Here is a 26121-nt window from a genome sequence, read left to right as displayed (position 1 = left end):
ATGACCACCACTGTTGAGCCGACCACGGCGACGGGCCGCGTCGCGCGGGTCATCGGCCCGGTCGTCGACGTGGAGTTCCCCGTCGACGCGATTCCGGACATGTTCAACGCCCTGCACGTCGAGGTCGAGGACCCGGCGGGCGGCGGCAAGAAGACCCTGACCCTGGAGGTCGCCCAGCACCTGGGTGACGGCCTGGTCAAGGCCATCTCGATGCAGCCGACCGACGGCCTGGTCCGTGGCGCCACCGTCACCGACACCGGCGCGGCCATCTCGGTGCCGGTCGGCGACATCACCAAGGGCAAGGTGTTCAACGCCCTCGGCGACGTGCTGAACGTCGACCCGGAGGAGTTCAAGGCCCAGGCGACGGTCCGCTGGCCGATCCACCGCAAGGCGCCGAACTTCTCGGAGCTCGAGCCCAAGACCGAGATGTTCGAGACCGGCATCAAGGTCATCGACCTGCTCACCCCGTACGTCCGCGGTGGCAAGATCGGTCTGTTCGGTGGTGCCGGCGTCGGCAAGACCGTTCTGATCCAGGAGATGATCTACCGCGTCGCCCGTAACTTCGGTGGCGTCTCCGTGTTCGCCGGCGTCGGCGAGCGCACCCGTGAGGGCAACGACCTCATCCAGGAGATGATCGACTCCGACGTTCTGGACAAGACCGCGCTGGTCTTCGGCCAGATGGACGAGCCGCCGGGCACCCGTCTGCGGGTCGCGCTGTCCGCCCTGACCATGGCGGAGTACTTCCGCGATGTGCAGCAGCAGGACGTGCTCCTCTTCATCGACAACATCTTCCGGTTCACCCAGGCCGGTTCCGAGGTGTCGACCCTGCTCGGCCGCATGCCCTCCGCGGTGGGCTACCAGCCGAACCTGGCCGACGAGATGGGCCTCCTGCAGGAGCGCATCACCTCGACCCGCGGTCACTCGATCACCTCGATGCAGGCGATCTACGTCCCCGCGGACGACCTGACCGACCCGGCGCCGGCCACCACCTTCGCCCACCTGGACGCGACCACCGTGCTGTCGCGCCCGATCTCGGAGAAGGGCATCTACCCGGCCGTCGACCCGCTGGACTCGACCTCCCGCATCCTGGACCCGCGCTACATCGCGCAGGACCACTACGACTGCGCGCTCCGGGTCAAGGGGATCCTGCAGAAGTACAAGGACCTCCAGGACATCATCGCCATCCTCGGTATGGACGAGCTGTCCGAGGAGGACAAGATCACGGTGCAGCGGGCTCGCCGCATCGAGCGCTTCCTCTCGCAGAACACCTACGTGGCGAAGCAGTTCACCGGTGTCGAGGGTTCGACCGTGCCGCTGTCGGAGACCATCGAGGCCTTCAACGCGATCGCGGACGGCAAGTACGACGCCGTTCCGGAGCAGGCCTTCTTCATGTGCGGTGGCATCGAAGACCTCGAGAAGAACGCTGCCGAGCTGGCCAAGAAGTAAGCACCGGCTGATGGCCAAGTGACCATGAGGGGTGGTCCCCGCGCGTCGGGGACCACCCCTCATGGCACAACGGCTGTGATTCCGGTCATCTGTGCGCCGTGCGTTTCATGCCAGCGGCGCGAGCCCGTTATTCTTACCGAAACTCCCGAGTAATCGGGCGTTGCAAGAGCCTAGGAGCCCACGTTGGCTGAGCTGCACGTCGAGCTGGTCGCAGCCGACCGCAAGGTCTGGTCCGGTGCGGCCACCCTGGTTGTCGCCCGCACGGCCTCCGGTGACACCGGCATCATGCCGAACCACACCCCGGTGCTGAGCGTGCTGGAGTCCGGTCCGGTCACCATCCGCACGACCGACGGCGGCACCGTCGTCGCCGCCGTGCACGGTGGCTTCATCTCGTTCGCCGACAACAAGCTGTCGCTGCTCGCCGAGATCGCGGAGCTGGCGGACGAGATCGACGTCAACCGCGCCGAGCGCGCGCTGGAGGCCGCCAAGTCCGACAGCGACGCGCACGCCGCGCGCCGCGCCGAGGTCCGCCTCGTCGCCGCAGGCCGCCGCAAGGCAGCCTGACACTGAGCTTGACCGACGGTCCCGGGGACGCGCCAGCGTGACCCCGGGACCGTCGTATCGGTTGGAGAGTTCAACCCGGTGGCCCGACGGGAGCTGCCGGGACGGGGAGATGCGGGGCCGCTGCACACGGCCGCCGGCGTCAGCGAGCAAGCGAGGAGGTCGGTGGGCATGGTCCTCGCCCTTGTGGTGTGCGCGGCGGTGATTGCTCTCGGGGTGGTCGGCCTGTTGGGGTTCGCGGTACGGCGCCGGCTGATCCAGCGGGTCGGCGGCACGTTCGACTGCAGCTACCGGCTCAAAATGCCCGCGGACGCCTCCACACTCCCGGATCTCGACGAGAACGGACAGCCCACCTCCGCCCCGGTCCCCGCGACCGACGGCAAGGGGTGGGTTTTCGGTATCGGGCGGTACAGCGGCGACCACATCGAGTGGTTCCGGGTCTTCTCCTACGCCCCCCGCCCGCGCCGGGTGCTGCCGCGCCGCGAGATCGAGGTGCTCGGCCGCCGCTACCCCGAGGGCCAGGAGGAACTCGCCCTGCTCTCCGGCTCAGTGGTGCTGCGCTGCCTGCACAACGGCTCCCCGCTGGAGCTGGCCATGAGCGAGGACGCCCTGACCGGCTTCCTGGCCTGGCTGGAGGCGGCCCCGCCGGGACAGAGGGTCAATGTCGCGTAGCGACGAGACCCTGTGGGGGTACCCCCGCGCGGAGCGTGGGGGACAATGTCGCGTAGCGACGAGACCCTGTGGGGGTACCCCCGCGCGGAGCGTGGGGGACAATGTCGCGTGAGAGGTGGTCGCTCGTTCGAGCGGCCACCTTTTGGTTTGGGGGCGGCCGGGCGGGGCTGTTGTGGAGGATGGAGGTGTCCGCCCAGACTGTACCGAGGAGGTGTGTGCTCGATGACCGCTATGGCCACGGAACTGGATCTTGAGCCGGGACTGAGTGAGGCACTGTGGCAGGCCTGGCTCACGCTGGAACTCCCCGAGGGCTTTCGTGCCGAGATCATCGAGGGGTTCATCGACGTGTCGCCTACCGGACGGCGGAGCCATGCTCAGATCGCCAACCGCCTTCGTGAAGCGCTTGTCTATTTCCTGAAGGGGACTGGGTTCGCCTCCTTCCAGGATCTCAATGTGCTTCACGGTCATCAGGTGTACATCCCGGATCTGGTAATCGGCCCCGAGGATCTGGAGGACATTCCGGATCCCGATGGCTGGGGTGCCGACGCGACCCGGGTGTCCCTGGTCGCCGAGGTCGTGTCACCAGGGCATGACGGGCGGACGCGTGATCTCATTCGCAAGCGTCGCTGCTACGCACGAGCAGGGGTTCCGGTCTACGTGATCATTGACGACTACGACGGCAATGGGCATGTCAGCGTCCTCACTGATCCCGACCCGCAGACGAGCGCCTACTTGGCCGAAGTCCGCATGCCTTACGGCACCCCCGTCACCATCCCCGAAGGCCCCGCCAAGGGGTTCGTGATCGACACCGCCGTCACCGGCGAGCCGCGCAGCGCTGAGTAGGCTTCAGCTCATGGTCAATCTGACGCGCATTTACACCCGTACCGGCGATGACGGCAGCACCGCGCTCGGCGACATGAGCCGCACCAGGAAGACCGACCCGCGGCTGATCGCCTACGCCGACGCCAACGAGGCCAACGCCGCGCTCGGGGTGGCGATCGCGGTCGGCGGGCTGGCCGAGGACCTGGTGACCGTGCTGACCCGGATCCAGAACGACCTGTTCGACGTCGGCGCGGACTTGGCGACGCCCGTGGTGCCGGATCCCAAGTACCCGCCGCTGCGGGTCGAGCAGGGCTACATCGACTGGCTGGAGGGCCAGTGCGACGCCTACCTGGAGCAGTTGGAGAAGCTGCGCAGCTTCATCCTGCCGGGCGGCACCCCGGGGGCCGCCTACCTGCACCTGGCCTGCACCGTGGTGCGGCGGGCCGAGCGGGCCACCTGGCTGGCGATCGAGGAGCATGGCGACACCGTCAACCCGCTCACCGCGAAGTACCTGAACCGGCTCTCCGACCTGCTGTTCATCCTGGCCCGGGTGGCCAACAAGGAGCGCGGCGACGTGCTCTGGGTGCCGGGCGAGAACCGCTAGCGGCGCGGGTCCGCCTACTCCTGGCCGCCGAGGCGGTCCGGGCGCAGGGTCCAGGGGAGTACGAACCAGAGCCCGGCGAAGACCGACGCGGTGGTCGCGGTGATCGCGGCTGCCGCGGCGTGGCCCAGGACCACGTCGGTGACCAGCAGCACCGCGCCGTTCAGCGCCAGCGAGAGGATCACCAGGCCGAGCACCGTCAGCCGGGACGAGACCTTGACGATCTGTCGCTTGTAGCCGCGGTGGAAGAGCGCCCGGTGGATCGCCACCGGGGTGGCCAGCACCGCGGCGGCGATCGCGGTGAGCAGCAGCGTGATGATGTAGAGGTCGACCTGGAAGTCGGTCAGCTGGGGGAAGCGGCTGGTGAAGGCCAGGCCGAGCAGGAAGGCGAAGACGATCTGCACGCCGGTCTGGATGACCCGCAGCTCCTGCAGCAGTTCGAGCAGGTTGCGGTCGGCGCGCTGAGCCGGGCTTTCGTGCGGGAGCGGGTCCGGTTCGGGGGCTGTGCTCATGCCGGTCATTCTCCACAAGGACCGCAGCTCGGGGCGGTTGCCCGCCCGACGCAGATCACACCCGGGAGTCGTTTCATCACCCGCGCCGGACCACTACAGTCCCAGCCGTGAGCGGCGCGGCTCCCGGGGACGACCTCGTGGCGGGCCCGCCCGTACGGGACTTCGGGAGAACCAGCCATGAGCAGTGTTTCCACGCAGGGCCAGCAGGTCGCGGTCATCGGTGCCGGCCTGATGGGTGCCGGCATCGCCCAGGTGTCGGCGCAGGCCGGCCACCCGGTGGTGCTGCGGGACGTCACCGAGCAGGCTCTGCGGCGCGGGCTGGACGGCATCGAGGCCTCCTACGCGAAGTTCGTCGCGAAGGGCCGGATGACCGAGGAGGAGGCCGCCGCCGCGCTGGGCCGGATCACCACCACCACCGATCTGGGCGGGGTCGCCGAGGCTGACATCGTGATCGAGGCGGTGTTCGAGCAGCTGGAGGTCAAGGAGGGCGTCTTCCGCGAGCTGGACAAGATCGCCAAGGACGGCGCGGTGCTGGGCAGCAACACCTCGGCGATCCCGATCACCCGGATCGCGGCGGTCACCGAGCGCCCGGAGGCCGTGGTCGGCGTGCACTTCTTCTCACCGGTCCCGCTGATGCGGCTGGTCGAGCTGGTGCGCGGCTACAAGACCAGCGACGCCACGCTGGCCGCCGCGCGGGCCTTCGCCGAGGGGGTGGGCAAGGACGTGGTCGTGGTCAACCGGGATGTGGCCGGCTTCATCACCACCCGGCTGATCACCGCCCTGGTGGTGGAGGCGGCCAAGCTCTACGAGTCGGGCGTGGCCAGCGCCGAGGACATCGACACCGCCTGCCGGCTGGGATTCGGCCACCCGATGGGGCCGCTGCAGACCGCCGACCTGACCGGCGTCGACATCCTGCTGCACGCGGCCCGCAACATCTACGCGGAGACCCAGGACGAGAAGTTCGCCGCCCCGGAGCTGATGGCCCGGATGGTCACCGCCGGCGATCTGGGCCGCAAGTCCGGCAAGGGCTTCTACGACTACCAGAGCTGACCGAGCCTCACCCTGGCCGCCAGCGCGGTCCCACCCCGGGTGAGCTTGCTCACCTGGGGTGCCTCGGACGGGTGATTTGCACCGCAAAGCAGCATGAGTGCCGGGCTGCTCTGCGTATATTCCCTCGGACGAGTGAAGTTGCTTCAGAACGGGCGGGGAGCAGCAACCCGGGCCGCTGGTCCGACGTCAGATGGTTGAGACGGTGGGGGTCTCGTGCCGAGCTCAGTGCCAAATTCACCGCCGAACTCACTGCCTGAGGAGGACAGCGTGCGCATCGTGGAGTACCCGGGAACCGGCGGCCAGGCTGTCCTGGCGCTGGACGGCAGCCTGGACGTGCGCAGCGCGGCCGACGCCCGGGCCCGGCTGCACCAGGCGGTCGACCACGGCGCCGGCGATCTGGTGCTCGACCTGGCCGCCCTGCGCTCCTGGGACGCCACCGGCCTCGGCGTGATCATGGGCACCCACCGCCGGGCCGGGCGGCTCGGCCGCCGACTGGTGCTGCGCGCGGTGCCGCAGCAGTTGCAGCGGCTGCTGGTGGCCACCCGGCTGCACCGGATCCTGGCCGTCGAGGGCGGCTCGCCGGATCCGCTGAGTGCCGCGCTGCCCGGCCTGGCCGGGGTGCCGGGCGCCGGGCCGCTCCCGCCGGTGATCACCTCACCGTGACCGCGCGGGGGCGCTGAGTCCCTGCCGGGGCCCCGGCGGGGACCGAACCTGCGTGGGGTCGCCCAAGTGTGCGAGAGTCTGCGGTCGACAGGACTGTTGATCCCCGTGGGCCGGCTGTGGCGGCGCCGCCGTACGGGGGCGACGGTTGGTCGCCCGTCGGACGCAACCGGGTGTCCGTACGGTTCGGTCCCTCACAGCGGCCGGCGGCCCGCGGCCGCCCGGCGGAGCACAGGCGGAGCGCAATCGTGGCACAGCCATCCGATGGCATCGGACAGGAGAACCTGCGCGTGCGGTCGGGCGACCTGGTCGCCGGGCGGTACCTGGTGACCGTGGCGGGACCGGACGGATCGGAGGTCCAGCCGTGCCCGCCGCACCGCTACCCGGAGCCGCGCCGCCGCCCGGTCGGCGGTGCCGGCTCCGGGGCGGGCGCCGCCGCCGGGCCCGGTCCCATGCCGGCCGTGGGCCCGGTCGCACTCGGCGCGGCCCCGGGCGATCTGCCGCTGCTGGACCGCGAGGGACAGGTCGCCCAGCTGGTCGGGATGCTCTCCGAGGGCCGCTCGATCCGGCTGCTCGGCGACCCGGGCTCGGGCCGCAGCGCGCTGCTCGCGGCCGTCGCGGAGGCGGCCGCCGGGCTGGCCCCGGACGGCGTGGTGCAGCTGTCCGGCTACCGGCGCACCGCCGACGACCTGCTGCAGGACCTGTTCGCCGCCGGCTACCAGGCCGACGGCTACCGGCCTGACCGGGCCCGGCTGCTGGAGCTGCTGGCCCGGGTGGGCGCGGTCGTGGTGATCGACGAGGTGGGCCCGGACGGCGCCGAGCTGGAGGAGCTGCTGGCCGCCGCCCCCGAGTGCGCGTTCCTGCTCTCGGTGGCGCCCGGCTCCGGCGGCGCACTGCCGGTCGGATCCCGGCTGGAGGACCAGCTGCTGGGCGGCCTGTCCCGGGAGGCCTGCCTGGCGCTGCTGGCCCGGCTGACCGGGCGGCCGCTGGACGAGGCCGAGCGGTCCTGGGCGGTGGACCTCTGGTTCGAGTCGCAGGGCCTGCCGCTGCGCTTCGTCCAGGCCGCCGCGCTGCTGCGCCGCCGGGACGCCGAGGTGGACGCCCGGCTGGCCGCCGCGGAGGACCGCGGCACACTGTTCGGGCGCCCGGCCGAGCCCGCCGGGCTCACCGATCCGGCGATCCGCGAGGCCGAGCTGCGTGCCACGGTGGCGCTGCCGTCGGTGGCCGAGGTCGCCGCGCCGGCCCAGCTGTTGCTGGAGGGGCTCAGCGACGAGGCGCTGGCGGTGCTCCGGCTGGCGGTGGCGTTCGGCGGCGAGTGCCCGACCGCCCCGCACCTGCCGGCCCTGATCGACGTGGACCACGGCGAGAGCGCACTGCGCGAGCTGACCGAGTGCGGCCTCGCCGAGTCGCTCGGCGGCCACCACCGGCTCACCGCCGGCGTGCTGACCGCGCTGGCGCCGCGCTGGGGCACCGATGCGCAGATCACCGAGGGCGCGGCCGAGCACTTCGCCTGGTGGGTCGGCCACGCCTCGGTGAGCGGTGCCCAGATCGCGGCGGAGGCCGAGGTGCTGCTCGGCGCACTGCGCGCGGAGCGGGCGGCCGGCCGCCCGGACGCCGTGCTGGGCCTGGCCCGGTCGGCCGCGCCGGCGCTGGCCCTGGCGCTGCGCTGGGGCGCCTGGCGGCAGGTGCTGGAGCTGGGCGCGGAGCAGGCCAGGGCGCTCGGCAGCGCCCGGGACGAGGCCTGGTTCCGGCATGAGCTCGGGGTGCTGTGGCTCTGCCAGGACCAGCAGGAGCAGGCCAGGACGGCCCTGGAGGCGGCCGGGCGGCTGCGCTCGGGGGCCGGGGACTCGCGCGGGATGCTGGCCTCGCGGCGGCTGCTGACGATGAGTCAGCGGCTGGAGTTGGAGCCGGCGGCTTCCGAGGCGCAGACCCAGGCGATCCGACGGCCCGTCATCCGGGCGCTGGCGGAGCGCTCCTGGCAGTCGGCCTCGCAGTCGGCGTCGGTGCTGCGCGGCTGGTCGAGGCGGAACGTGCTGGTGGCCGCGGGCGGGCTGGTGGTGCTCGCCGTGGTGGGTACCACGGTGGGGGTGCTGGGCGCCGGGTCATCGCCTGCTCCGGCTCCGGCCGGGGCGACGGTCGGCGGCGACAACGGGGTGTCGGGGAACACAATGACCGGCACCGGCACGGCGGTCAGCGCCGGCGGTGCGACGGCGAGTGCGACGGCCTCCGGCAGCGCCTCGGCCTCGGCCTCGGCGAGCACGACGGCCACGGCCGGTACTCCGGCCTCGGCGACTGCCACCGCCGGCCGGTCGCACTCGGCCGTACCGACCACCCAGCAGACCACGGGCGGCGGCACCACGGCACCGGGCACCCCCGACCAGCCGGCCCCGCCGGTGGCCGCGCCGACCACGCCGAGCGCGCCGGCGCCGTCGGACCCCGGCCCTGCGTCGCCGAGCCATTCGGTCTCGCCGCCCCCGCCGCCCACCCAGAACCCGACGACCCCGAGCGCCCCGGCGAGCAGCGCCGTCCCGCCGACCACGCCGCCCCCGGTCTCGGGGAGCCCGACGCTCAAGCCCGCGGCCGCGGGCTGAGCACCGCGTTCCGAGCCCTGCCCCAGCCGCTTCGCGGCGGGGCCGAGCGAGGACCGGCCGAGCTGACCCCAGCGCCCCAGCCGTCAGGCCGGGGGCGCTGGGGGAGAGCGTGGGCAGCGCCTCCGAACGGGCGGGCTACCGGCTCAGAACAGCTTGAGCTTGTCGTCGTCGATGCCGCGCAGCGCGTCGTAGTCGAGGACGACGCAGCCGATGCCGCGGTCGGTGGCCAGCACCCGGGCCTGCGGCTTGATCTCCTGGGCCGCGAAGATGCCCTTGACCGGTGCCAGCAGCGGGTCGCGGTTGAGCAGCTCCAGGTAGCGGGTGAGCTGCTCGACGCCGTCGATCTCGCCGCGGCGCTTGATCTCCACGGCGACGGTGCCGCCCTCGGCGTCCCGGCAGAGGATGTCGACCGGCCCGATCGCCGTCGGGTACTCGCGGCGCACCAGCGACCAGCCGGCGCCGAGCACCTCCATCCGGTCGGCGAGGAGCTCCTGCAGGTGCGCCTCGACGCCGTCCTTGATCAGTCCCGGGTCCACGCCGAGCTCGTGCGAGGAGTCGTGCAGGACCTCCTCCAGGGTGATGATCAGCTTCTCCCCGGCCTTGTTCTCCACCGTCCACATCCCGTCGGCCTCCTTGAGGGAGCACGGCGGTGACATCCAGTTGAGCGGCTTGTAGGCACGGTCGTCGGCATGGATGCTCACGCTTCCGTCGGCCTTGACCAGGATCAGGCGGGTGGCGGAGGGCAGGTGGGCGGAGAGCCGGCCGGCGTAGTCGACCGAGCAGCGGGCGATGACAAGACGCATGGCGGTAAGCCTAGGCGCTTCTTCGGGCGCCCCTGACCCGCTCACCGGAAGTGACGTAGCGGCGACCGTCCGTACGTCAAGCCGTCGGACTGTCGTTCGACTGCGGACATGATGCGCGGCCCTTGTTCACGTCCGCGCTTGAACGTCCGGTCGGCCCGCTCGGCCTCGCAGAGCCATTTGAAGCGACTCCGTCCGAAGGGTGTGCCAGACGCTAGAAGGGGGCGAACCATGGGAACCCAGCAGTCCGTACCGCCCGAAGTCTGGCGTCTACGCGCACGGACCGCTACGTTGGGTGACGCCTCGGGACGCCCGCGTAGCCAACGGGGATGGAGTGGAGATGAGCCCGAGGATCGATTCCGGCCATTGTGCCCAAGATCATGACGTTTTCAGCGGCAATCGTGGCATTCGCCAGATCCGCCGGGCTCGGACTGCCACTCTTGTTTGAGCCGCGTCCGCCCAGTCATGGGTGTGGTCAGCACATTTGTACCAATCGCACCAAAAGCACCATCCGCTTCAAGGCACCACCGCCCGCGCGGGGAGCGTGGGCGGACCGCGAGAGGAGAACCCATGTCGCTCGACGTCTCACCGGCTCTTCTGGAGAAGGCCGAGCGAGGCGAGGTCGACGAGCGGGAGTTCGTCGACTGCGTCCGTACGTCCCTGCCCTATGCCTGGGACCTGATCAGCTCGCTCGTCGCCCAGATGGAGGTCGACGGCACCGGCTTCGCGGACAACCAGGTCCCCCCGCCCAGTGAGCAGGCGCGCGGCCAACTGCTGCGCGCCATGGCGAGCGACGCCATCCGTGGCGCGCTGCAGCGGCACTTCGGGGTCAAGCTGGCCTTCCAGAACTGTCACCGGGTGGCCGTCTTCGGCCCCACGTCCGATGCCGAGGAGCGCCGCCTGCGGTTCACCTCGGTCCGGGCCCAGCTGCTGAACCAGTCGCCGCTGCTGAGGGACTGCTGAGCCCGGCCCGCGCGGGAGGGGGGTGGCGCCGGTCGGAACAGGCGGACCGACCCGGCCTCAGCTGAGCTGCGGCAGTACCTCGGCGCCGAGTCGGGCGATGTTGTGCAGGGTGCCGTCCTGCTCCCCGGAGCCCTCGGCGAGCAGCGCGAACCGGCGGATCCCGGTCCGCTCGGCGGTGGCCAGCAGCCGGTCGGCGCACTGCCGGGGGGTGCCGACCGCGTGCAGGTCGCAGAGCAGCTCGGTGTACGCGTACGGGTCGCGCATCCGGCGCTCCCGCCCGTCCACCGTGCGGTGCGCGCCCAGCCCGTACTCGAACCAGCCGGGCATCGAGCGCAGCAGTACGGCTCGCGCGGCGGGGGAGCGGTCGTCGATCTGGGCGACCCCGGCGGCCACGTGCTCGCGCTCGACCCGTGCCAGGTGCTCCTCGCCGCGCCCGGCGGCCCGCCAGGCCGCGCGGTAGGCGGTCAGCATCTCCCGCTTGTCCTCGTCGCCGGAGTGCATGCCGAGCAGCATCGGCAGGCCGCGCTCGGCGGCCAGCCGGACGCTGGCGGGCGAGGTGCAGGCCACGATCACCGGCGGGCCGACCGGCCTGCCCTCGGCCCCGGTGGCGGACCCGGTCTCGGTCCGCTGCCGGGGGAACCGCAGCGGCATCTCGCCGGGCAGGCCCAGCCAGTCGGTCAGCTCGGCACCGCGCGGCGGCCGGCCCGGCTCGGCGGCCCGAGGCACCACCGACACCTCGGGAAAGCTGAACTGCGGCCCGTCGGCCCTCAGCCGGGAGCCGCGCAGGAACCCGAGCAGCAGGTCGAGCCGCTCGGCGAAGCCCTCCTCGTAGGCGGCCACCCCGGTGCCGAAGACGGCCAGGTCGATCCACGGGCCGCCGCGCCCGACGCCGAGCGTGAACCGGCCGCCGGCGGTGAGGTGCAGCAGCGCGGCCTGCTCGCCCAGGGTCACCGGGTGGGTGGTGGAGAGCACGCTGACCGCGGTGCCCAGCTGGAGCCGGCGGGTCCGGCCGAGCAGCAGGGCGGCCAGGGTGGCGGCGTTCGGGCAGACCCCGTACGGCACGAAGTGGTGCTCGGCGAGCCAGGCCGCGTCCAGCCCGGCCCGCTCGGCGGCCACCGCGGCGGCCACCGTGCGGTCCAGGGCCTGGCTGTGGCTCTGGCCCGGGAACTGCGCGGAGAGCAGGAAGACCCCCACCCGCAGGGTGTCCTGCGCCGCCGGATGGCTGCCGCCGCGCTCGGGGGCGGGTGCCGGCGGCGGTTCGACGGCGGGGCGCTGGCCGCGGACGGCGAGGTCGGCCGGCGCGCGGTCCGCAGCGGGGATGTCGGCGCGGATCTGGGTCACGGGATTGCCCTCCTCGGGTGCGCGCAGGCAGTGCGCCCCGCTCTTCCTGTCGTGAGTAACCCATGTCATGTGCCATTGGCACCCGGATCCTCCGATTTCCCCGGAGAACGAGTGGATTACCCCGAATTCCCCATGGCGCGGGCGACTTCCGTGATAGGTGTGCCGGGGCGCCGTGCGGCCACCCGAGGTACCGGACCGGTCGCGCTCGGTGGGCCCGTACCCTGGATGCACTGCCCACGCTCCCGAACGCCCCTGAGAGGTGAACCGGTGTCTCCCCGTCGCAATCGGACCGGCGACTCCGCCGACCGCAGCAGCGCGACCCCGGCGCCGATGGGGAGTTCGCTGCGCCGGGTGGAGAGTTACCGGGGCGAGGACTGGGTCGTGCAGACGGTGGCCGGGTCGCCCGGCCGGTACTACCGCTGCCCGGGCTGCGACCAGGAGATCCCGCCCGGGGTGGGCCATGTGGTGGCCTGGCCGGACCACGGGGCCGGAGTGGAGGACCGGCGGCACTGGCACCGGGCGTGCTGGGGCGCGCGGGAGCGGCGCACCACGGCCGTCCAGCGCGGGCGTGGCGCCCCGCGCTACTGACGCGGCGTCGGCCCGTCAGGCGTCCCGGGACTTGAGCACCGCGGCCCCGCCGAGCATCGCGGCCAGCGTCCAGGCGCCGCAGAGGAAGAAGCCGGCCAGCCAGCCGTAGGGCGCGCCGGGTTCCTGGAAGACCGTCAGCATCTGCCGCCCGGCGTAGTCGGGGAAGTAGTGCGCCACCGTCTTCACCTTGGGCACCGCCGACAGGATCGGCGAGAGCAGGAAGAAGAACGGCACCAGCACGCCCAGCGCCAGCGTCTGGTTGTGCAGCATCGCGGTGACGCCCGCCGAGAAGAGGCAGAGCAGGGTCAGGTAGACCGCCGCCCCGAAGACCGCGCGCAGCACGTGCGGTGCGCCCAGCGTGGTGTGGTGCACGCCCAGCAGCGCCTGGCCCAGGAAGAACGTGACGAACGCGGTCACCAGCGAGACCACCAGCGACAGCGCACCGATCACCACCAGCTTGCCGGTCAGTAGTGTGCCGCGCTGCGGCACGGCGGCCAGCGAGACCCGGATCATTCCGCTGCTGTACTCGTTGCCGATCGCCAGCACGCCGAAGACGATCATCGCGATCTCGCCCAGCACGATCCCGGAGAAGCTGGTCGAGGTGGCGTCGAACGGGGTGGTGGCGCCCTTGCGGAAGTCGGCGAAGTTGTTCTTGGTGAGCAGCGAGAGAAGCGCGCCGAGCGCCGCCGTGACCAGGAAGGAGAGCAGCAGGGTCCAGACCGTGGAGCGGACCGTGCGGATCTTGGTCCACTCGGAGCTCAGGATCGCAGGGAAGGAGGCCATCGCCATGGTTCAGTTCGCGCCTTTCCGGGTTCGCTGCCAGTCGGTGCCCCAGCTGCCGGGCGCGCCCGCCGCGTCGTGCTCCTGGCCCTGCCCCGCGGCTGCTTCGGGTCCCGCGTGGTACTCCACCGCGTCGGCGGTCATCCGCATGAACGCCTCCTCCAACGAGGCGCGCTGCAGGCTCAGTTCGTGCAGGGTGATGCCGTGGGCGGCGGCCAGCTCGCCGAGCCGCGCCGGGTCGCCGCCGGTCACCTCGAAGCTGCCCTCCGGGCCCGGCGCGACCGGGATCGACTCGGCGGCCAGCGCGTCCAGCAGCTGCTCCGGGTGCGGGGTGCGCAACCGCACCGCGGAGTGCGAGTTCTGCGCGATGAAGTCGGCCATCGGCAGGTCGGCCAGCAGCCGGCCCTTGCCGATCACCACCAGGTGCTCCGCGGTGAGCGCCATCTCGCTCATCAGGTGGGAGGAGACGAAGACGGTGCGGCCCTCGGCGGCCAACTGCTTCATCAGGGTGCGGATCCACAGGATGCCCTCGGGGTCGAGCCCGTTGACCGGCTCGTCGAACATCAGGATCTCCGGGTCGCCGAGCAGCGCGGAGGCGATGCCGAGCCGCTGGCGCATGCCGAGGGAGAAGCCCCGGGCCTTCTTGTCGGCCACCTCGGTCAGGCCGACCAGGGCGAGCACCTCGCCCACCCGGCGCACCGGGATCCGGTTGCTCTGGGCCAGCCAGAGCAGGTGGTTGCGGGCGGTCCGGCCGGGGTGCGACGCGGAGGCCTCCAGCAGCGCGCCGATGTACTTGAGCGGCTCCTTGAGCACGCCGTAGCCCTTGGCGTCGATGGTGACCGAGCCGCTGGTGGGCCGGTCCAGGTCGAGGATCAGCCGCATGGTGGTGGACTTGCCGGCGCCGTTCGGTCCGAGGAAGCCGGTGACCACGCCCTTGGGCACCTGGAAGCTGAGCGAGTCGACCGCCAGCTTGTCACCGTAACGTTTCGTCAGATCGTGCAGCTCGATCATGCGCTCTCCCTCATTTGTGATCACACTATGACAAGCCGGACACGTTGGCCCGTGGGATCACGTGTGTCGTGGGGCCGGGCCCCCTACGGTGGCTGCATGACGATCCCCAGCGCCCCGACCGTCCACGAGAACGGCTCCGGCATCCCGCTCGTCCTGCTGCACGCCTTTCCGCTGTCGGCCCGGATGTTCGTCGCCCAGCTGGAGCGGCTGCCCGGACCGGCCGGCGACCAGGCCCGGGTGATCACCCCGGACCAGCGCGGCTTCGGCATCGCCGAACTCGGCTCCGCGGAGCCCTCGTTGGACGAGATCGCGGACGACGTGGCCCGGCTGCTGGACGCCTTGGAGATCGACCGGGCGGTGGTCGGCGGCCTCTCGATGGGCGGCTACGTCACGATGGCCTTCGCCCGCCGCCACCCGGACCGGCTGCGCGGGCTGCTGCTGGCGGACACCAAGGCCACCCTGGACACCGAGCAGGCCCGGGCCAACCGGGAGCGGGTCGCGGCGGCGGTGCTGGCCCGCAACAGCGTGCAGCTGCTGCTGGACGAGAAGGTCGCGGAGGGGCAGCTCGGACCGGCCCCGATGCCCGAACTGGTCGCCCAGGTACGCTCGATGATCGCCAAGGCCGCGCCGGCCGCGGTCGCCTGGGCGCAGCGCGCGATGGCCGCCCGGTCCGACTCGCTGGAGGTGCTGGCCGGGCTGCGGGTGCCGGCCGCGGTGGTGGTCGGCGAGGAGGACGCCCTCAGCCCGGTCGCCGAGGCCCAGTTGATGGCCGAGGTGATCCCGGACGCCGAACTCACCGTGATCCCCTCGGTCGGGCACCTGAGCTCCCTGGAGGCCCCGGAGACCTTCGATGCGGCGGTGCGCGACCTGCTGCGCCGGGTCAAGCCGAACTGACGTCAGAACCGGCGACGGACGCGAAAAACCGTCGGCCCCGACCCGGGAGCGGGTCGGGGCCGACGGGCGGCTGAGCCGGGGTCAGCGGGACTGCTGGGCCGGCACGCCGAGCGAGTCCTCGGCCGGCACGGTGGCCGCGGCGACGGCGGCACCGGTCAGCGTGGCCAGCATCTCGCGGACGTTGGTCAGTTGGGCGTTGATCGAGTCGCGGCGGTTGGTCAGCGCGGCGAGCTCACGCTCGGATTCGCTGCGGATCCGGTCCGCCTTGGCGTTGGCGTCGGCCACGATGTCCTCGGCCTGGCGCTGCGCGGTCTCCACCGTCTGGCGGGCCCGGCGCTCGGCATCGGTGCGCAGCTTCTCGGCCTCCAGGCGCAGCTGCTCGGCGCGGTGCTCGATCTCGGCGAGGCGCTTCTCGGCCTTCGCCTGACGGGCCGCCAGGTCGCGCTCCGACTGCTCGCGGCGCTTGGCCAGGTTGGTCTCGAACTCCAGCGCGGCCTGGGCGGCCTTGGTGCGGGTCTCCTCGAAGAGGGCGTCCGCCTCCTCGCGCTTGTTCTGCGCGTCCTTGTTGGCCTCGGCGCGCAGCTGGGCGCTGTCGCTCTTGGCCTTCTCGACGATCCGGACGCCCTCGTCCTCGGCCTTGGCCTTGCGGTCCTTGGCGTAGTTCTCGGCCTCGGTGCGGACCTGCTGGGCGGCCGCCTCGGCCAGCTCACGGTGCTGCTCGGCGGCGCGGTGCGCCTCCTCACGCAGGTCCTTGGCCTCCTCCTCGGCCAGACGCAGGATCTTCTCGACCCGGGCACCGAGACCGGCGTACGACGGCTCGGCGTCGGCCACCGCGGCCTGGGCGGACTGCGTCTCTAGGTGAAGCTCCTCGATGCGCTTCTCCAGGGCGCCGATCCGGGCCAACGCGCTGTCACGATCGGCCACCAGCTTGGTGATCCGCTCGTCGACCTGCGCGCGCTCGTACCCACGGCGCACCAGGTCGAAGCCGTGAGGGGAGTGACTGTCGCTCATGGGACTGGGCTTCCTGTCGTCAAACCAATGAGGTGGTTGAGGGAATCCTGACACGTTACCGGAGTGTCGTAGGCAAAAAGCCTATGGTTGACGGACAATGTCCGCTCAATCGGGTGGTGTCCTCTCGGACCGACTGCCACCCGATCGGGGGGCGCCCACTCCTGCGCCCGCCTTCGATCCCCCGTTGGCTCCAGAACCGCCCTTGCGGCCGGCCGGCTTCTCCGGCGCTGCCGCCTCCCGTGGCGCCGCCTGCTGAACCGGCGACGGCGCCTCGAAGGCCTCCAGTGCGGACAGCACGTCCTGCACCCGCGAGATCTCGGTGTTGATGTCCTTGCGGCGCCGGACCAGCTCCTCCAGCTCCCGCCGGCCCTCGTCGGTCACCCGCTTCGCCTCGGTCCGGGCCGACTCCTGCACCCGGTCGGCCTCCTCCTCGGCCAGCCGCAGCTGCTCGGCGGCGGCCTCCTCGGCGGCCCGCAGCCGCTTGGCAGCCTCCTCGGCGGCGGCCTCCAGCTGCTCCTCGGCCTCGTTCTGGGCGGCGCTGAGCTTCTGCTCGGCCTCACCGGTCAGCTGCTCCGCCTTGGTGGTGGACGCGGAGAGCTTCTGCTCCGCCTCCTTCAGCAGGCCCTCGGCCTTGCGAACAGCCGCTATCCGCACCTTGGAGGCCTCCGCGGACGCCTCCGAGGTGAGCTCGGCGGCCCGCTCCTCAGCGGCGGCGACCAGGGCGGCGGCCCGCTCCTCGGCCTCGGCGACGGCGGCCACCGCCTGCTCCTCGGCCTCGGTGAGCTGCTCCTGAGCCGCCGTCACCAGCGCGTCCACCCGCTCCCCGGCGGACTTCATGGCCTGCGCGTTCTCCTTGCGGGAACGCTCGTGCAGCGCCTCGATCTCCGCCTCGGTGCGCTCGCGCAGCTCCTCGGCCCGCTCCCGGATCGCGGTGGCGTCCCGGCGGGCCTCGGAGAGCAGCGCGTCGGCGTCGGAACGGGCCCGCTCCACCTCCGCCTGGCCGGCGGCCTCGCCGGCCGCGACCAGCCGCTCGGCCTCCTGGCGGGCGGCCGCCACCATGGCGTCCGCCTGCTCCTCGGCCGCGGCGGTGGTGGCCAGCGCGGTGGTCTGGGCCTCCTCGCCGAGCGACTCGGCGTCCGCGAAGGCCTTCTCCAGCACCGAGATGGCCTGGGCGCGGGTGGCCGAGTCGTACTGCTCGGCCTGGTCCCGGACGGTGCGGTCGTAGGCGTCCGCGTTGGCCCGGGTCGTGGTGTCGTACTCCTCGGCCAGGGCGCGGGTGGCGGCGGCGAACTCGTCCGCCTCGGCGCGCAGCCGGGCCGCGTACTGCTCGGCGTCGGCCAGCAGGGCGGCGGACCGCTCCTCGGCCTGGGCGACGGTGCGGTGGGCCAGCTCCTCGGCCTCGGCCACGGTCTGCCGGGCCTGGGCGTCGGACTCGGCGTGCTGCCGCTCGGCGTACTGCTCGGCATCCGCACGCAGCGCCGCGTCGAAGTCGCGGGCCTCGGCGGTGATCCGGGCGGCGGCCGCCTCGGCCTCGGCGTTGGACCGCTCCTGGAACGCCAGCGCCTCGGCCCGCGCCGCGTCGGACTCGGCCCGCAGCTGCTCGCTGTAGGCGTCCGCCTCGGCGGCGATCCGGGCCGCCTCCTGCTCGGCCGCATGGCGCTCGGCGGCGGTCTCGGCGGCGGTGCGCTGACGCAGCTCGTCGGTCTCCCGCTCGGCGGTGCCGCGCAGCTCGGCGAGTTCGGCGGCGGTGCGCTGACGCAGCTCGGCGGTCTCCCGCTCGGCGGTGGCCCGCAGCTCGGTGACCTCGGCGGTGGTGCGCTCGCGCAGCTCGCTGGTCTCGCGCTCCGCGGTGGCCCGCAGCTCGGTGACCTCGGCGGTGGTGCGCTCGCGCAACTCGGCGGCGTCCCGCTCGGCCTGCGCCGTCTGCTCGGCGACCTGCTGGGCGGCCCGCTCGTGCAGCCCGGCCACCGAGTGGCGGACCGCGGCGGCCTCCTCCTCGGCGGCGGTGACCAGCTCGGCGGCCCGCGCGGTGGCGGCGGCGGTGGCCTCGGCGGCCTCCAACAGCGCCTGCTCCAGCGCCTCGGCGGCCTCGGTGCGCAGCGTGACGGCCTCTTCGGCGGCCTGCGCCCGCTCCTGGTCGGCGGCGGCCGCGGCCTGCTCCAGCTGGTCGGCGGCCTGCGCCCGCAGTGCCTCGGCGGCGCTCTGCGCGTCGGCGGCGATCCGGGCCGCCTCCTGCTCGGCGCCGGCCCGCTCGGCAGCCGTCTCCGCCCCGGTGCGCTCGCGCAGCTCGGCGGTCTCCCGGTCGGTCGCGGCCCGCAGCTCGGCCAGCTCGGCGGTGGTGCGCGCGGTCAGCTCGGCGGCCGCCGCCTGCGCCTGCTCATGGGTCTGGCGGGCGGCGGTCTCGGCCTCCTGGCGGGCCGTCCGGGCCGCCTCCAGCTCCTGCTGGGCGGTCGCCTCGGCCTGCTCGCGCAGCTGCTGAGCGGCCGTCAGCTGAACCGTCGTCTCCTCCCGGTCCCGGGCGACGGTGGCGGCGATCTCCTCGGCGTCCCGCTGGGCCTGAGCACGGGCCGCGGCAGCCGCCGCCTCGGCCTCGGCCAGCAGCCGCTCCGCCTCGGTGCGGGCCTGCGCCTCGCGCTCCTCGGCGGCCTGCTGGGCGGCGGCCTGCACGGCGGTGGCGGCGGCCTCGGCCTCGGTCCGCACCCGCTGGTCGTACTCGGCGGTGGTCCGGCGCAGCTCGGCGGTCTCCCGCTCGGCGGCGGCACGGTTCTCGGCGGCCGCCGCCTTGGCGGCCGCCAGCGCGTCCTTGCCCTGCTGGGTGGCGGTGGTGGTGAGCTTCTCGGCCTCGGCGCGGGCCCGGTCCAGCATCTGCTCGGCCCGGGCCTGCTTCTGCCCCACCTGCTCGGTGGCCTCGGCGCGCATCCGGACCACCTCGGCGGCGGCGCCCCCGCGCAGCTCGTCCGAGTCGGCCTTGGCCTTGGTGAGCAGCTCCTCCGCGGTCTTGGCGGACTCCTCGATCTGCGCCACGGCCTGCCGGCGGGCGTCGCCGCGGGTCTTGTCGGCCTCGGCGGCGGCCTGGGCGCGCAGCTCCTCGGCCTCGGCCCGCAGCCGGGCCGCCTCGTCCTGCATCCGCTCCATCCGGGCGCGGATGTCGGCGGCGTCGTCCAGCGCGGCGTTCTGCGCCTGCGCCACGGCCTCCTGCGCCTGCTCGCGCAGCAGCTCGGCCTCGGCGGCGGCCTGTGTCCGGATCCGCTCGGCCTCCGCGGCGGCGGCCGCCCGGGTGGCTTCGGCGTCCTGGGTGGCCCGGGCCAGCGCCTCCTCGGCGCTCTTGGCGGCCTTGGCCAGGTGCATGGTGGCGTCCTTGGCGCCCTCGGCCCGGCCCTGCTCGCGGGCGTCGTCGCGGATCGCCTCGGCGGCGGCCTCGGCCTGCGCGCGCACCTCGGTGGCCTCGGCCAGCGCGGCGGACCGCAGCTCGGCGATGGCCGCCTCGGCCTCGGAGCGCAGCTGCTGGGCCACGGTCTCGGCGGCGGCGCGCAGCCGGGCGTTCTCGTCGTCGGCGGCGGCCTTGGCGGCGTCCGCCTCGGCCTGCGCGGTCTGCGCCCGGGCCAGCTGCTCGGCGGCCTCGGTACGGATCCGGTCGGCCTCCTCGGTGGCCTTGGCGACCATCCGGGCCACCTCGGCCTTGGCCGTCTGGGAGCGCTGCTCGCTGGCCGCCTCGCCGTCGGCGACCCGCCGGGTGGCGGCGGCCTCGGCGTCGGCCTGCAGCCGCTCGGCGGCGCGGGCGGCCTGCTCGCGCAGCTCGCCGGCCTCCAGCCGGGCCCGCTCGGCCTCGGCCCGGGCGTGCTCGCGCAGCCGCTCGATCTCGGCGGCGGCCTGGGCGGCGGCCGCCTCGGCCAGCTCCCGGTCGCGGATCGCGGCCTGCTTGAGCTCGGTGATCTGGGCCTGGGCCTCGGCCAGCCCGCGCTCGGCGGCGGCCTGCGCGCCGGCCAGCTGCTGCTGGGCCTCGCTGGCGGCGGCGGAGCGCTGCTCGGCGGCCTCGGCGCTGGCGCCGGCGAGCAGCCGCTCGGCGTCGCTCTGGGCGCGCTTCAGGGCTGCCTGGGCGGCGGCCTGGGCCTCGCCACGGGCGGCGTCCAGGTCGGCGGCGGTCTGGGCGCGGGCCTGGTCGGCCAGTGCGGTGGCCTCGGCGCGGGCGCCGGCCATCAGCCGCTCGGCCTCGGCCCGGGCCTCCTTGAGCAGCCGCTGGGCCTCCTGCTCGGTGCCGGCCCGGGTCTGCTCGGCCCAGTTGACGTTCTCGTTGACGTGCTGCTCGGCGGCCCGGCGCAGGTCGGCCAGCTCCTCCTCGAGCTGGCGGCGGCGGGCGGTGAGCTCGGCCTCCAGCCGGGCGGTGCGCTCGGCGGTCTCGGCCATGATCCGCTGGGTGGCCGCCTGGGACTCGCGCAGCTGCCGCTCGGCCTGCTCACGCAGTTGCTGGGCCTGCATCTCGGCGGTGCGCAGCATCTGCTCGGCCTGACCGGAGACGGCGTCGAAGGCGCGCGGCTGGGCGAGCTGCCGACGGCATTCGTGCAGCTTGGCCCGGAGCACCTCCACCTGGTAGGCGAGGTCCTCGGCATGCTCGACCGTCTTGTCCCGCTCCTTGCGAAGCCGCTCCATCTCGGCCTCGAACTGGGAGAGGTGATCCTCAACCTCGTAGCGGTCGTTGCCCCGCACTGCGCGGTCCCATCCATCTCCTGGTCGCGTCTTCGACCGGTACGGTCCCCCGTACCCCGAAGGGCTGTCGGCCCCGCCCGGGGGCCGGCCGTGCCGGTCCTTGCATCCGCGACCAGTCCGGACGGTCACGGTCGGAGCCGAACGGCCGCCAGAGCGCGGGGCACCGCACTCCGCCGACCGGGTGGACTCCTGGGCGAACTCTTGCCTGTGGAGAATGGTGACAGATCCGACGAGCGACTGTTCAGCCGTGCCCTGGTAATGGACTCCCCTGTGACCCTGGGCAGTGTAGTGGGCCGATGCGGCGTTGTAACCGCCGAGGGTGGCCGCTAACCAGGTTACCGGCGGGTCGGGCGGCTCAGTGCTGCTCGGGGTGCTCGGCGGAGGTGACCAGCTCGGTCAGCACTCCGCCGCAGTCCTTGGGGTGCAGGAAGGTGATCCGCGAGCCCATCGAGCCGATCCGCGGCTGGTCGTAGAGCACCCGGACGCCCTTCGAACGGATGTCGGCCGCGTCGCCGTCGACGTCGGCCGTGCCGAAGGCGATGTGGTGGACGCCCTCGCCGTTCTTCGCCAGCCACTTGGCGACCGTGGAGTCCTCGCGGGTCGGCTCCAGCAGCTGGAGGTAGGAGGCGCCGCCGTCGCCGGTGTCGTTGATCTTGAGCATGGCCTCGCGGACCCCCTGCTCCTCGTTGACCTCGGAGTGGAACACCTCGAAGCCGTACGTGGCACGGTAGAACTCGACCGTCTTGTCGAGGTCGAAGCAGGCGATGCCGATGTGGTCGATGCGGGTCAGCACTCGGGGCCCCCTTGGGGAGAAGCGGTCGCGGCCAGTGCTGCGCAGTGTCCCACCTCGGCGGGTGGCGGTCGCGTGCGAGCCTGATCACACCGCGGCTCCGGTGACGCCCGAGTTACGGGTCAGTACATTGAGCAGCATCCCTCTCCCCGGGCTCGTCGCCGTGCTCACGCATCGATCCGACGGACTCGCTGGCCAAGACGTGCGAAGGGGCTCGTGCCATGCCTACTGCTTCCGCAACTACGTCCGTGATCGTCGCGGGCGCTCGCACTCCGATGGGCCGCCTGCTCGGCTCGCTCAAGAACTTCTCCGGTGCCCAGCTCGGCGGCCTGGCGATCAAGGCCGCGCTGGAGCGCGCCGGGGTGGCGGGCGACCAGGTGCAGTACGTGATCATGGGCCAGGTGCTGCAGGCCGGCACCGGCCAGATCCCGGCCCGCCAGGCCGCGGTCGCCGCCGGGATCCCGATGTCGGTGCCGGCGCTGACCATCAACAAGGTCTGCCTCTCCGGGCTGGACGCCATCGCGCTGGCCGACCAGCTGATCCGGGCCGGCGAGTTCGACATCGTGGTGGCCGGCGGCCAGGAGTCCATGACCAACGCCCCCCACCTGCTGCCGAAGTCCCGCGAGGGCTTCAAGTACGGCGCGGTCGAGATGCTCGACGCGATGGCCTACGACGGCCTGACCGACCCGTGGGCGAACATCCCGATGGGCGAGTCCACCGAGAAGCACAACACCCGCCTGGGCATCCCGCGCGAGCCGCAGGACGAGATCGCCGCCCGCTCGCACCAGCGGGCCGCCGCCGCCCAGAAGAACGGCGTCTTCGAGGCCGAGATCGTGCCGGTGGAGATCCCACAGCGCAAGGGCGACCCGGTGCTGTTCAGCCTGGACGAGGGCATCCGCGCCGACACCACGGCCGAGAGCCTGGGCAAGCTGCGTCCGGCCTTCACCAAGGACGGCACCATCACCGCCGGCACCTCCTCGCAGATCTCCGACGGCGCCGCCGCGGTGGTCGTGATGAGCAAGGCCAAGGCCGAGGAGCTGGGCCTGAGCTGGATCGCCGAGATCGGCGCGCACGGCAACGTGGCCGGCCCGGACACCTCGCTGCAGTCCCAGCCGTCCAACGCGATCAAGCACGCGGTGGCCAAGGAGGGCATCGCGGTCGAGGACCTGGACCTGATCGAGATCAACGAGGCGTTCGCCGCGGTCGCCTACCAGTCCGTCAAGGACCTGGGCGTCAGCCACGACATCGTCAACGTCAACGGCGGCGCGATCGCCCTCGGCCACCCGATCGGCATGTCCGGCGCCCGCGTGGTGCTGCACCTGGCGCTGGAGCTGGGCCGGCGCGGCGGCGGCATCGGCGCGGCCGCGCTGTGCGGTGGCGGCGGCCAGGGCGACGCCCTGATCATCCGGGTGCCGAAGGCCTGAACCCCAGCGAGGAGAACAGTTCGATGATCGATGTGCCCACCCTGGTCGAGCAGGCCCGCGCGGGACGCCCGCGTGCGGTGGCCCGGCTGATCTCGCTGGTCGAGAACGCGGCCCCGCAGCTGCGCGAGGCGATGGCCGCGCTGGCGCCGTACACCGGTCAGGCCTACACGGTCGGTCTGACCGGCTCGCCCGGGGTGGGCAAGTCGACCTCCACCTCCGCGCTGGTCTCCGCCTACCGGCGGCTCGGCAAGCGGGTCGGGGTGCTGGCGGTCGACCCGTCCTCGCCGTTCTCCGGCGGCGCGCTGCTCGGCGACCGGGTGCGGATGCAGGACCACGCCACCGACCCGGACGTGTTCATCCGCTCCATGGCCACCCGCGGCCACCTGGGCGGGCTCTCCTGGGCCGCGCCGCAGGCACTGCGGGTGCTGGACGCGGCCGGCTGCGAGGTGATCCTGGTGGAGACCGTCGGGGTCGGCCAGTCCGAGGTGGAGGTGGCCGCCCAGGCGGACACCACCGTGGTGCTGATGGCGCCCGGCATGGGCGACGGGATCCAGGCCGCCAAGGCGGGCATCCTGGAGATCGGCGACGTCTTCGTGGTCAACAAGGCCGACCGGGACGGCGCGGACGCCACCGCGCGGGAGCTGAGCCACATGCTCGGCCTGGGCGAGGCCCGGCAGCCGGGGGACTGGCGCCCGCCGATCGTCAAGACCGTCGCGGCCCGCAACGAGGGCGTGGACGAGGTCGTCGAGGCGCTGGAGAAGCACCGCGCCTGGCTGGAGGAGGGCGGCGAGCTGGCGGCCCGCCGGCGTCGCCGGGCCGCCCAGGAGATCGAGGCGATCGCGCTGGCCCAGCTGCGGGCCCGGATCGGCGACCTGCACGGCGACCGCCACCTGGATTCGCTGGCCGACCAGGTGGCCGGTGGCCGGCTGGACCCGTACGGCGCGGCCGACCGCCTGGTGGCGGGCCTCACCGACCGCTGAGCACCGAAACGCTGATGGGCCCTCGGTTGAGGGCCCATCAGCGTTTTCAGTACCCGGTCAGGGCTTGCCGCGCAGGCCGCGCAGATGCTCGGCGATCGGGGCCAGCGCCTGGTACGTGGCGTCCAGCTGGTCGTCGTCCAGCCGGTCGATGAAGTGCGCCCGGACGCTGCGCACATGGTCGGGCGCGGCCTTGCGCAGGGTCTGCCAGCCCTGCTCGGTGAGGTGCGCGTACAGGCCCCGGCGGTCGCCCGGGCACTCCTGGCGGAGCACCAGGCCGGCGTTCTCCATCCGGGTGATCTGGTGGCTGAGCCGGCTCTTGGACTGCAGGGTGGCGGCGGCCAGGTCGGTCATCCGCATCCGTCGGTCCGGGGACTCGGAGAGCACCACGAGGATCTCGTAGTCGTTGATCGCCAGGTCGTACTGCGCCAGTTCGCGGCCCAGCTGGTACTCCAGCAGCTTGCTGACCTCCAGATGGGCACGCCAGAAGCGCTGTTCACGGGCGGTCAGCCAGGGGGCGTCGTCCTCCGTGGCAGCGGCCGGCAGCTCCGTCGGCTCGTCAGCGTGCGTATCCATATCGACAGCATACCCGGAATTGTTCAATCTTCTACAATCTCGCCCATGCCTAAGCGGCCGCCGGCGCCGGGGCGGCCATGGTCCGCACCTCGAGGAGCGAGGCCGAGTGGCGCTCCGCCTCGAAGGCCGCGAAGCCGCCGCGCAGGCCGAACAGCCGCTTGGAGAGCAGGATCCACAGGACGGCGGCGATGTTCACGATGGTGGTCGCGATCTTGATCGCCGAGACGTGGTGGCTCAGCTCGTACCCCTCGGGAATCAGGAACACGCCGGTGGCCACCACGGCCAGGTACTCCGCCCAGCGCTTGTTCAGCCACAGCCCGACGCCCTCGACGCCCTCGATCAGCGAGTAGACCGCCACCCCGAGGGCCACGAACACCAGGGTCTTCGGCTTGTAGTCGAAGGACTTGCGGATGGTGTCCACCACCGAGGCGTGCTCCAGGTCCCAGTGGAAGTGGTCGGCCACCGGCCTCAGTGTCGTCAGGTCGTGCTCGAAGAGCTGGCGCACCGCGTCCTGGCTGTTGGAGAACTTCCAGACGGCCCAGGCGATCAGCAGGCCGAGCACCGCGCGGAGCACCCGCTCCGCCGCCAGGAAGCGCAGCACGAAGAGCTCGCGCAGCGCCTTGCCGCGCGGCACCAGCGGGGCGTCGGACGCCGGGCCGCCGCCGTGCGGCGCGCCCAGCGAGAAGTCGCCGCAGCGCAGGCAGCGCCAGGCGTCGCCCATGGCGGTTGCGGCGTGCAGCCGGGAGCGCAGGTCGGGCTCGGTCGGTGCGTAGGTGATGTGGCCGCGCTTGGCGCAGGTACGGCGGTTCCAGTCGCGTGTGAACATGTGGTGCTTTCCCCCGTCGGGCCTTGATGGCTGCCGTGCGCCAGCAGGATAGCGATGCCCTCCGACGCCCGGCCACGGGTGTGACCATCGCTACCCGGCCCCGCTCCCCGTTCGCCCGAACGAGCGACACATAATGGGCGGCGGCTTGTGCTCTCCTTCACAAGCTCCCCCGTTCGCACTCCGCCCCCGTGAGGTAATCCCCGCCATGCAGAACAGCGCCGCGCACCGCCTGCGTCTCGTCTCCGCCCCCGAAGGCCTGTCCTTCATACTCCTGCTGGTCGGGGTGGTGCTGAAGGCGAACACCAGCTTCAACCCGGTCCCGGTGCTCGGCTGGGTCCACGGGATGCTGTTCATCGCCTACGTGGCCTTCCTCTACCTGGCCTGGCAGAAGCAGCGCTGGGACCTCAAGAAGGTGGCGCTGCTGTTCGTCCTCTCGGTGCTCCCGACCGGCGGCTTCTTCGCCGAGCGGATGCTCGCCAAGGAGGAGAAGGGGCAGTTCGCGGCCGAGGCCGCATAGCCGG

Annotated in this window: 24 protein-coding genes; 14 read left to right on the top strand and 10 right to left on the bottom strand. The window is 72.8% G+C overall.

The features are described from left to right. The 5 genes from atpD (at nt 1) to P3T35_RS26700 (ending at nt 4105) form a co-directional block, all read left to right on the top strand. A complete protein-coding gene (gene atpD, locus P3T35_RS26720; protein WP_101382227.1) occupies nt 1-1446 on the top strand; it encodes a F0F1 ATP synthase subunit beta in 1446 nt (481 codons plus the stop codon). Between the two features lie 183 nt (nt 1447-1629). Then, nucleotides 1630-2010: a F0F1 ATP synthase subunit epsilon gene (locus tag P3T35_RS26715; protein WP_101382228.1), complete on the top strand. Its 381-nt coding sequence runs from the start codon at nt 1630-1632 to the stop codon at nt 2008-2010. A gap of 168 nt (nt 2011-2178) precedes the next feature. Then, nucleotides 2179-2679 carry a DUF2550 domain-containing protein gene (locus P3T35_RS26710; RefSeq protein ID WP_101382229.1) on the top strand — a complete coding sequence of 167 codons (501 nt, stop codon included), beginning with the start codon at nt 2179-2181 and terminating at the stop codon, nt 2677-2679. 231 nt (nt 2680-2910) lie between these two features. Beyond that, nucleotides 2911-3522 (top strand): Uma2 family endonuclease, encoded by a 612-nt coding sequence (locus tag P3T35_RS26705; protein ID WP_280708028.1) that lies wholly within the window; start codon nt 2911-2913, stop codon nt 3520-3522. Between the two features lie 10 nt (nt 3523-3532). Next, on the top strand, nt 3533-4105 hold the full coding sequence (locus P3T35_RS26700) for a cob(I)yrinic acid a,c-diamide adenosyltransferase (RefSeq protein ID WP_101382231.1): 573 nt from the start codon (nt 3533-3535) through the stop codon (nt 4103-4105). 14 nt (nt 4106-4119) lie between these two features. On the opposite strand, the gene P3T35_RS26695 is transcribed toward P3T35_RS26700, so the two are convergent. Beyond that, complete coding sequence (locus P3T35_RS26695; RefSeq protein WP_101385264.1) at nt 4120-4614, bottom strand: DUF6328 family protein; 495 nt, start codon at nt 4612-4614, stop codon at nt 4120-4122. Between the two features lie 177 nt (nt 4615-4791). Here P3T35_RS26695 and P3T35_RS26690 point away from each other — a divergent pair, with 177 nt between their 5' ends. From P3T35_RS26690 to P3T35_RS26680, 3 genes are all read left to right on the top strand, one after another. After that, nucleotides 4792-5664: a 3-hydroxyacyl-CoA dehydrogenase family protein gene (locus tag P3T35_RS26690; RefSeq protein ID WP_101382232.1), complete on the top strand. Its 873-nt coding sequence runs from the start codon at nt 4792-4794 to the stop codon at nt 5662-5664. A 276-nt stretch (nt 5665-5940) separates the two neighbouring features. Further along, nucleotides 5941-6327 carry an STAS domain-containing protein gene (locus P3T35_RS26685; RefSeq protein ID WP_101385265.1) on the top strand — a complete coding sequence of 129 codons (387 nt, stop codon included), beginning with the start codon at nt 5941-5943 and terminating at the stop codon, nt 6325-6327. A 245-nt stretch (nt 6328-6572) separates the two neighbouring features. Beyond that, nucleotides 6573-8915, top strand: a complete 2343-nt coding sequence (locus P3T35_RS26680) for an ATP-binding protein (RefSeq protein WP_143676900.1) — start codon at nt 6573-6575, stop codon at nt 8913-8915. A gap of 143 nt (nt 8916-9058) precedes the next feature. On the opposite strand, the gene nucS is transcribed toward P3T35_RS26680, so the two are convergent. Then, entirely contained in the window at nt 9059-9718 is a 660-nt protein-coding gene (gene nucS / locus P3T35_RS26675; RefSeq protein WP_101382234.1) for an endonuclease NucS, read from the bottom strand. Nucleotides 9719-10285: 567 nt separating this feature from the next. On the opposite strand from nucS, the gene P3T35_RS26670 reads away from it, so the two are divergent. Beyond that, the gene (locus tag P3T35_RS26670) at nt 10286-10678 is read left to right on the top strand and encodes an SCO5389 family protein (protein WP_101382235.1); all 393 of its coding nucleotides are present in this window, start codon (nt 10286-10288) and stop codon (nt 10676-10678) included. 57 nt (nt 10679-10735) lie between these two features. Here the strand turns inward: P3T35_RS26670 and P3T35_RS26665 are convergent, their stop codons facing one another. Next, nucleotides 10736-11878 (bottom strand): LLM class flavin-dependent oxidoreductase, encoded by a 1143-nt coding sequence (locus P3T35_RS26665; protein WP_101385266.1) that lies wholly within the window; start codon nt 11876-11878, stop codon nt 10736-10738. Nucleotides 11879-12286: 408 nt separating this feature from the next. Here P3T35_RS26665 and P3T35_RS26660 point away from each other — a divergent pair, with 408 nt between their 5' ends. After that, nucleotides 12287-12607: an ATP/GTP-binding protein gene (locus P3T35_RS26660; RefSeq protein ID WP_101382236.1), complete on the top strand. Its 321-nt coding sequence runs from the start codon at nt 12287-12289 to the stop codon at nt 12605-12607. Between the two features lie 15 nt (nt 12608-12622). Here P3T35_RS26660 and P3T35_RS26655 read toward each other — a convergent pair whose 3' ends face one another. Together P3T35_RS26655 and P3T35_RS26650 are read right to left on the bottom strand one after the other, a co-directional pair. Then, nucleotides 12623-13390 carry an ABC transporter permease gene (locus tag P3T35_RS26655; RefSeq protein WP_101385267.1) on the bottom strand — a complete coding sequence of 256 codons (768 nt, stop codon included), beginning with the start codon at nt 13388-13390 and terminating at the stop codon, nt 12623-12625. 9 nt (nt 13391-13399) lie between these two features. Continuing rightward, nucleotides 13400-14398: an ATP-binding cassette domain-containing protein gene (locus P3T35_RS26650; RefSeq protein ID WP_101382237.1), complete on the bottom strand. Its 999-nt coding sequence runs from the start codon at nt 14396-14398 to the stop codon at nt 13400-13402. Between the two features lie 96 nt (nt 14399-14494). On the opposite strand from P3T35_RS26650, the gene P3T35_RS26645 reads away from it, so the two are divergent. Continuing rightward, nucleotides 14495-15292, top strand: coding sequence for an alpha/beta hydrolase (locus tag P3T35_RS26645; protein WP_101385268.1), 798 nt, complete (start codon nt 14495-14497; stop codon nt 15290-15292). 81 nt (nt 15293-15373) lie between these two features. Here the strand turns inward: P3T35_RS26645 and P3T35_RS26640 are convergent, their stop codons facing one another. The 3 genes from P3T35_RS26640 to mce all read right to left on the bottom strand — a co-directional run bounded on the left by P3T35_RS26640 (nt 15374) and on the right by mce (nt 21800). Further along, nucleotides 15374-16303, bottom strand: coding sequence for a cellulose-binding protein (locus tag P3T35_RS26640; protein ID WP_101382238.1), 930 nt, complete (start codon nt 16301-16303; stop codon nt 15374-15376). Between the two features lie 105 nt (nt 16304-16408). Continuing rightward, a complete protein-coding gene (locus P3T35_RS26635; RefSeq protein WP_180356581.1) occupies nt 16409-21007 on the bottom strand; it encodes a hypothetical protein in 4599 nt (1532 codons plus the stop codon). 355 nt (nt 21008-21362) lie between these two features. Then, nucleotides 21363-21800, bottom strand: coding sequence for a methylmalonyl-CoA epimerase (gene mce, locus P3T35_RS26630; RefSeq protein ID WP_101382239.1), 438 nt, complete (start codon nt 21798-21800; stop codon nt 21363-21365). Nucleotides 21801-22018: 218 nt separating this feature from the next. On the opposite strand from mce, the gene P3T35_RS26625 reads away from it, so the two are divergent. Together P3T35_RS26625 and meaB are read left to right on the top strand one after the other, a co-directional pair. Then, on the top strand, nt 22019-23221 hold the full coding sequence (locus tag P3T35_RS26625; protein WP_101382240.1) for an acetyl-CoA C-acetyltransferase: 1203 nt from the start codon (nt 22019-22021) through the stop codon (nt 23219-23221). A 23-nt stretch (nt 23222-23244) separates the two neighbouring features. After that, nucleotides 23245-24201, top strand: a complete 957-nt coding sequence (gene meaB / locus P3T35_RS26620) for a methylmalonyl Co-A mutase-associated GTPase MeaB (RefSeq protein WP_101382241.1) — start codon at nt 23245-23247, stop codon at nt 24199-24201. Nucleotides 24202-24258: 57 nt separating this feature from the next. Here meaB and P3T35_RS26615 read toward each other — a convergent pair whose 3' ends face one another. Both P3T35_RS26615 and P3T35_RS26610 read right to left on the bottom strand, forming a co-directional pair. Continuing rightward, nucleotides 24259-24774 carry a MarR family transcriptional regulator gene (locus tag P3T35_RS26615; protein ID WP_101382242.1) on the bottom strand — a complete coding sequence of 172 codons (516 nt, stop codon included), beginning with the start codon at nt 24772-24774 and terminating at the stop codon, nt 24259-24261. A 49-nt stretch (nt 24775-24823) separates the two neighbouring features. Continuing rightward, nucleotides 24824-25600 carry a DUF2127 domain-containing protein gene (locus P3T35_RS26610; protein WP_101382243.1) on the bottom strand — a complete coding sequence of 259 codons (777 nt, stop codon included), beginning with the start codon at nt 25598-25600 and terminating at the stop codon, nt 24824-24826. A gap of 205 nt (nt 25601-25805) precedes the next feature. Here P3T35_RS26610 and P3T35_RS26605 point away from each other — a divergent pair, with 205 nt between their 5' ends. Continuing rightward, on the top strand, nt 25806-26117 hold the full coding sequence (locus P3T35_RS26605; RefSeq protein ID WP_101382244.1) for a DUF3817 domain-containing protein: 312 nt from the start codon (nt 25806-25808) through the stop codon (nt 26115-26117). Nucleotides 26118-26121 lie beyond the last annotated feature (4 nt).

Origin of the sequence: Kitasatospora sp. GP30, assembly GCF_029892145.1 — a bacterium.
GTDB classification, from domain to species: domain Bacteria; phylum Actinomycetota; class Actinomycetes; order Streptomycetales; family Streptomycetaceae; genus Kitasatospora; species Kitasatospora acidiphila.
The sequence above is the reverse complement of the archived record's forward strand: the minus strand, read 5'-3'. Positions and strand labels throughout refer to the sequence as shown.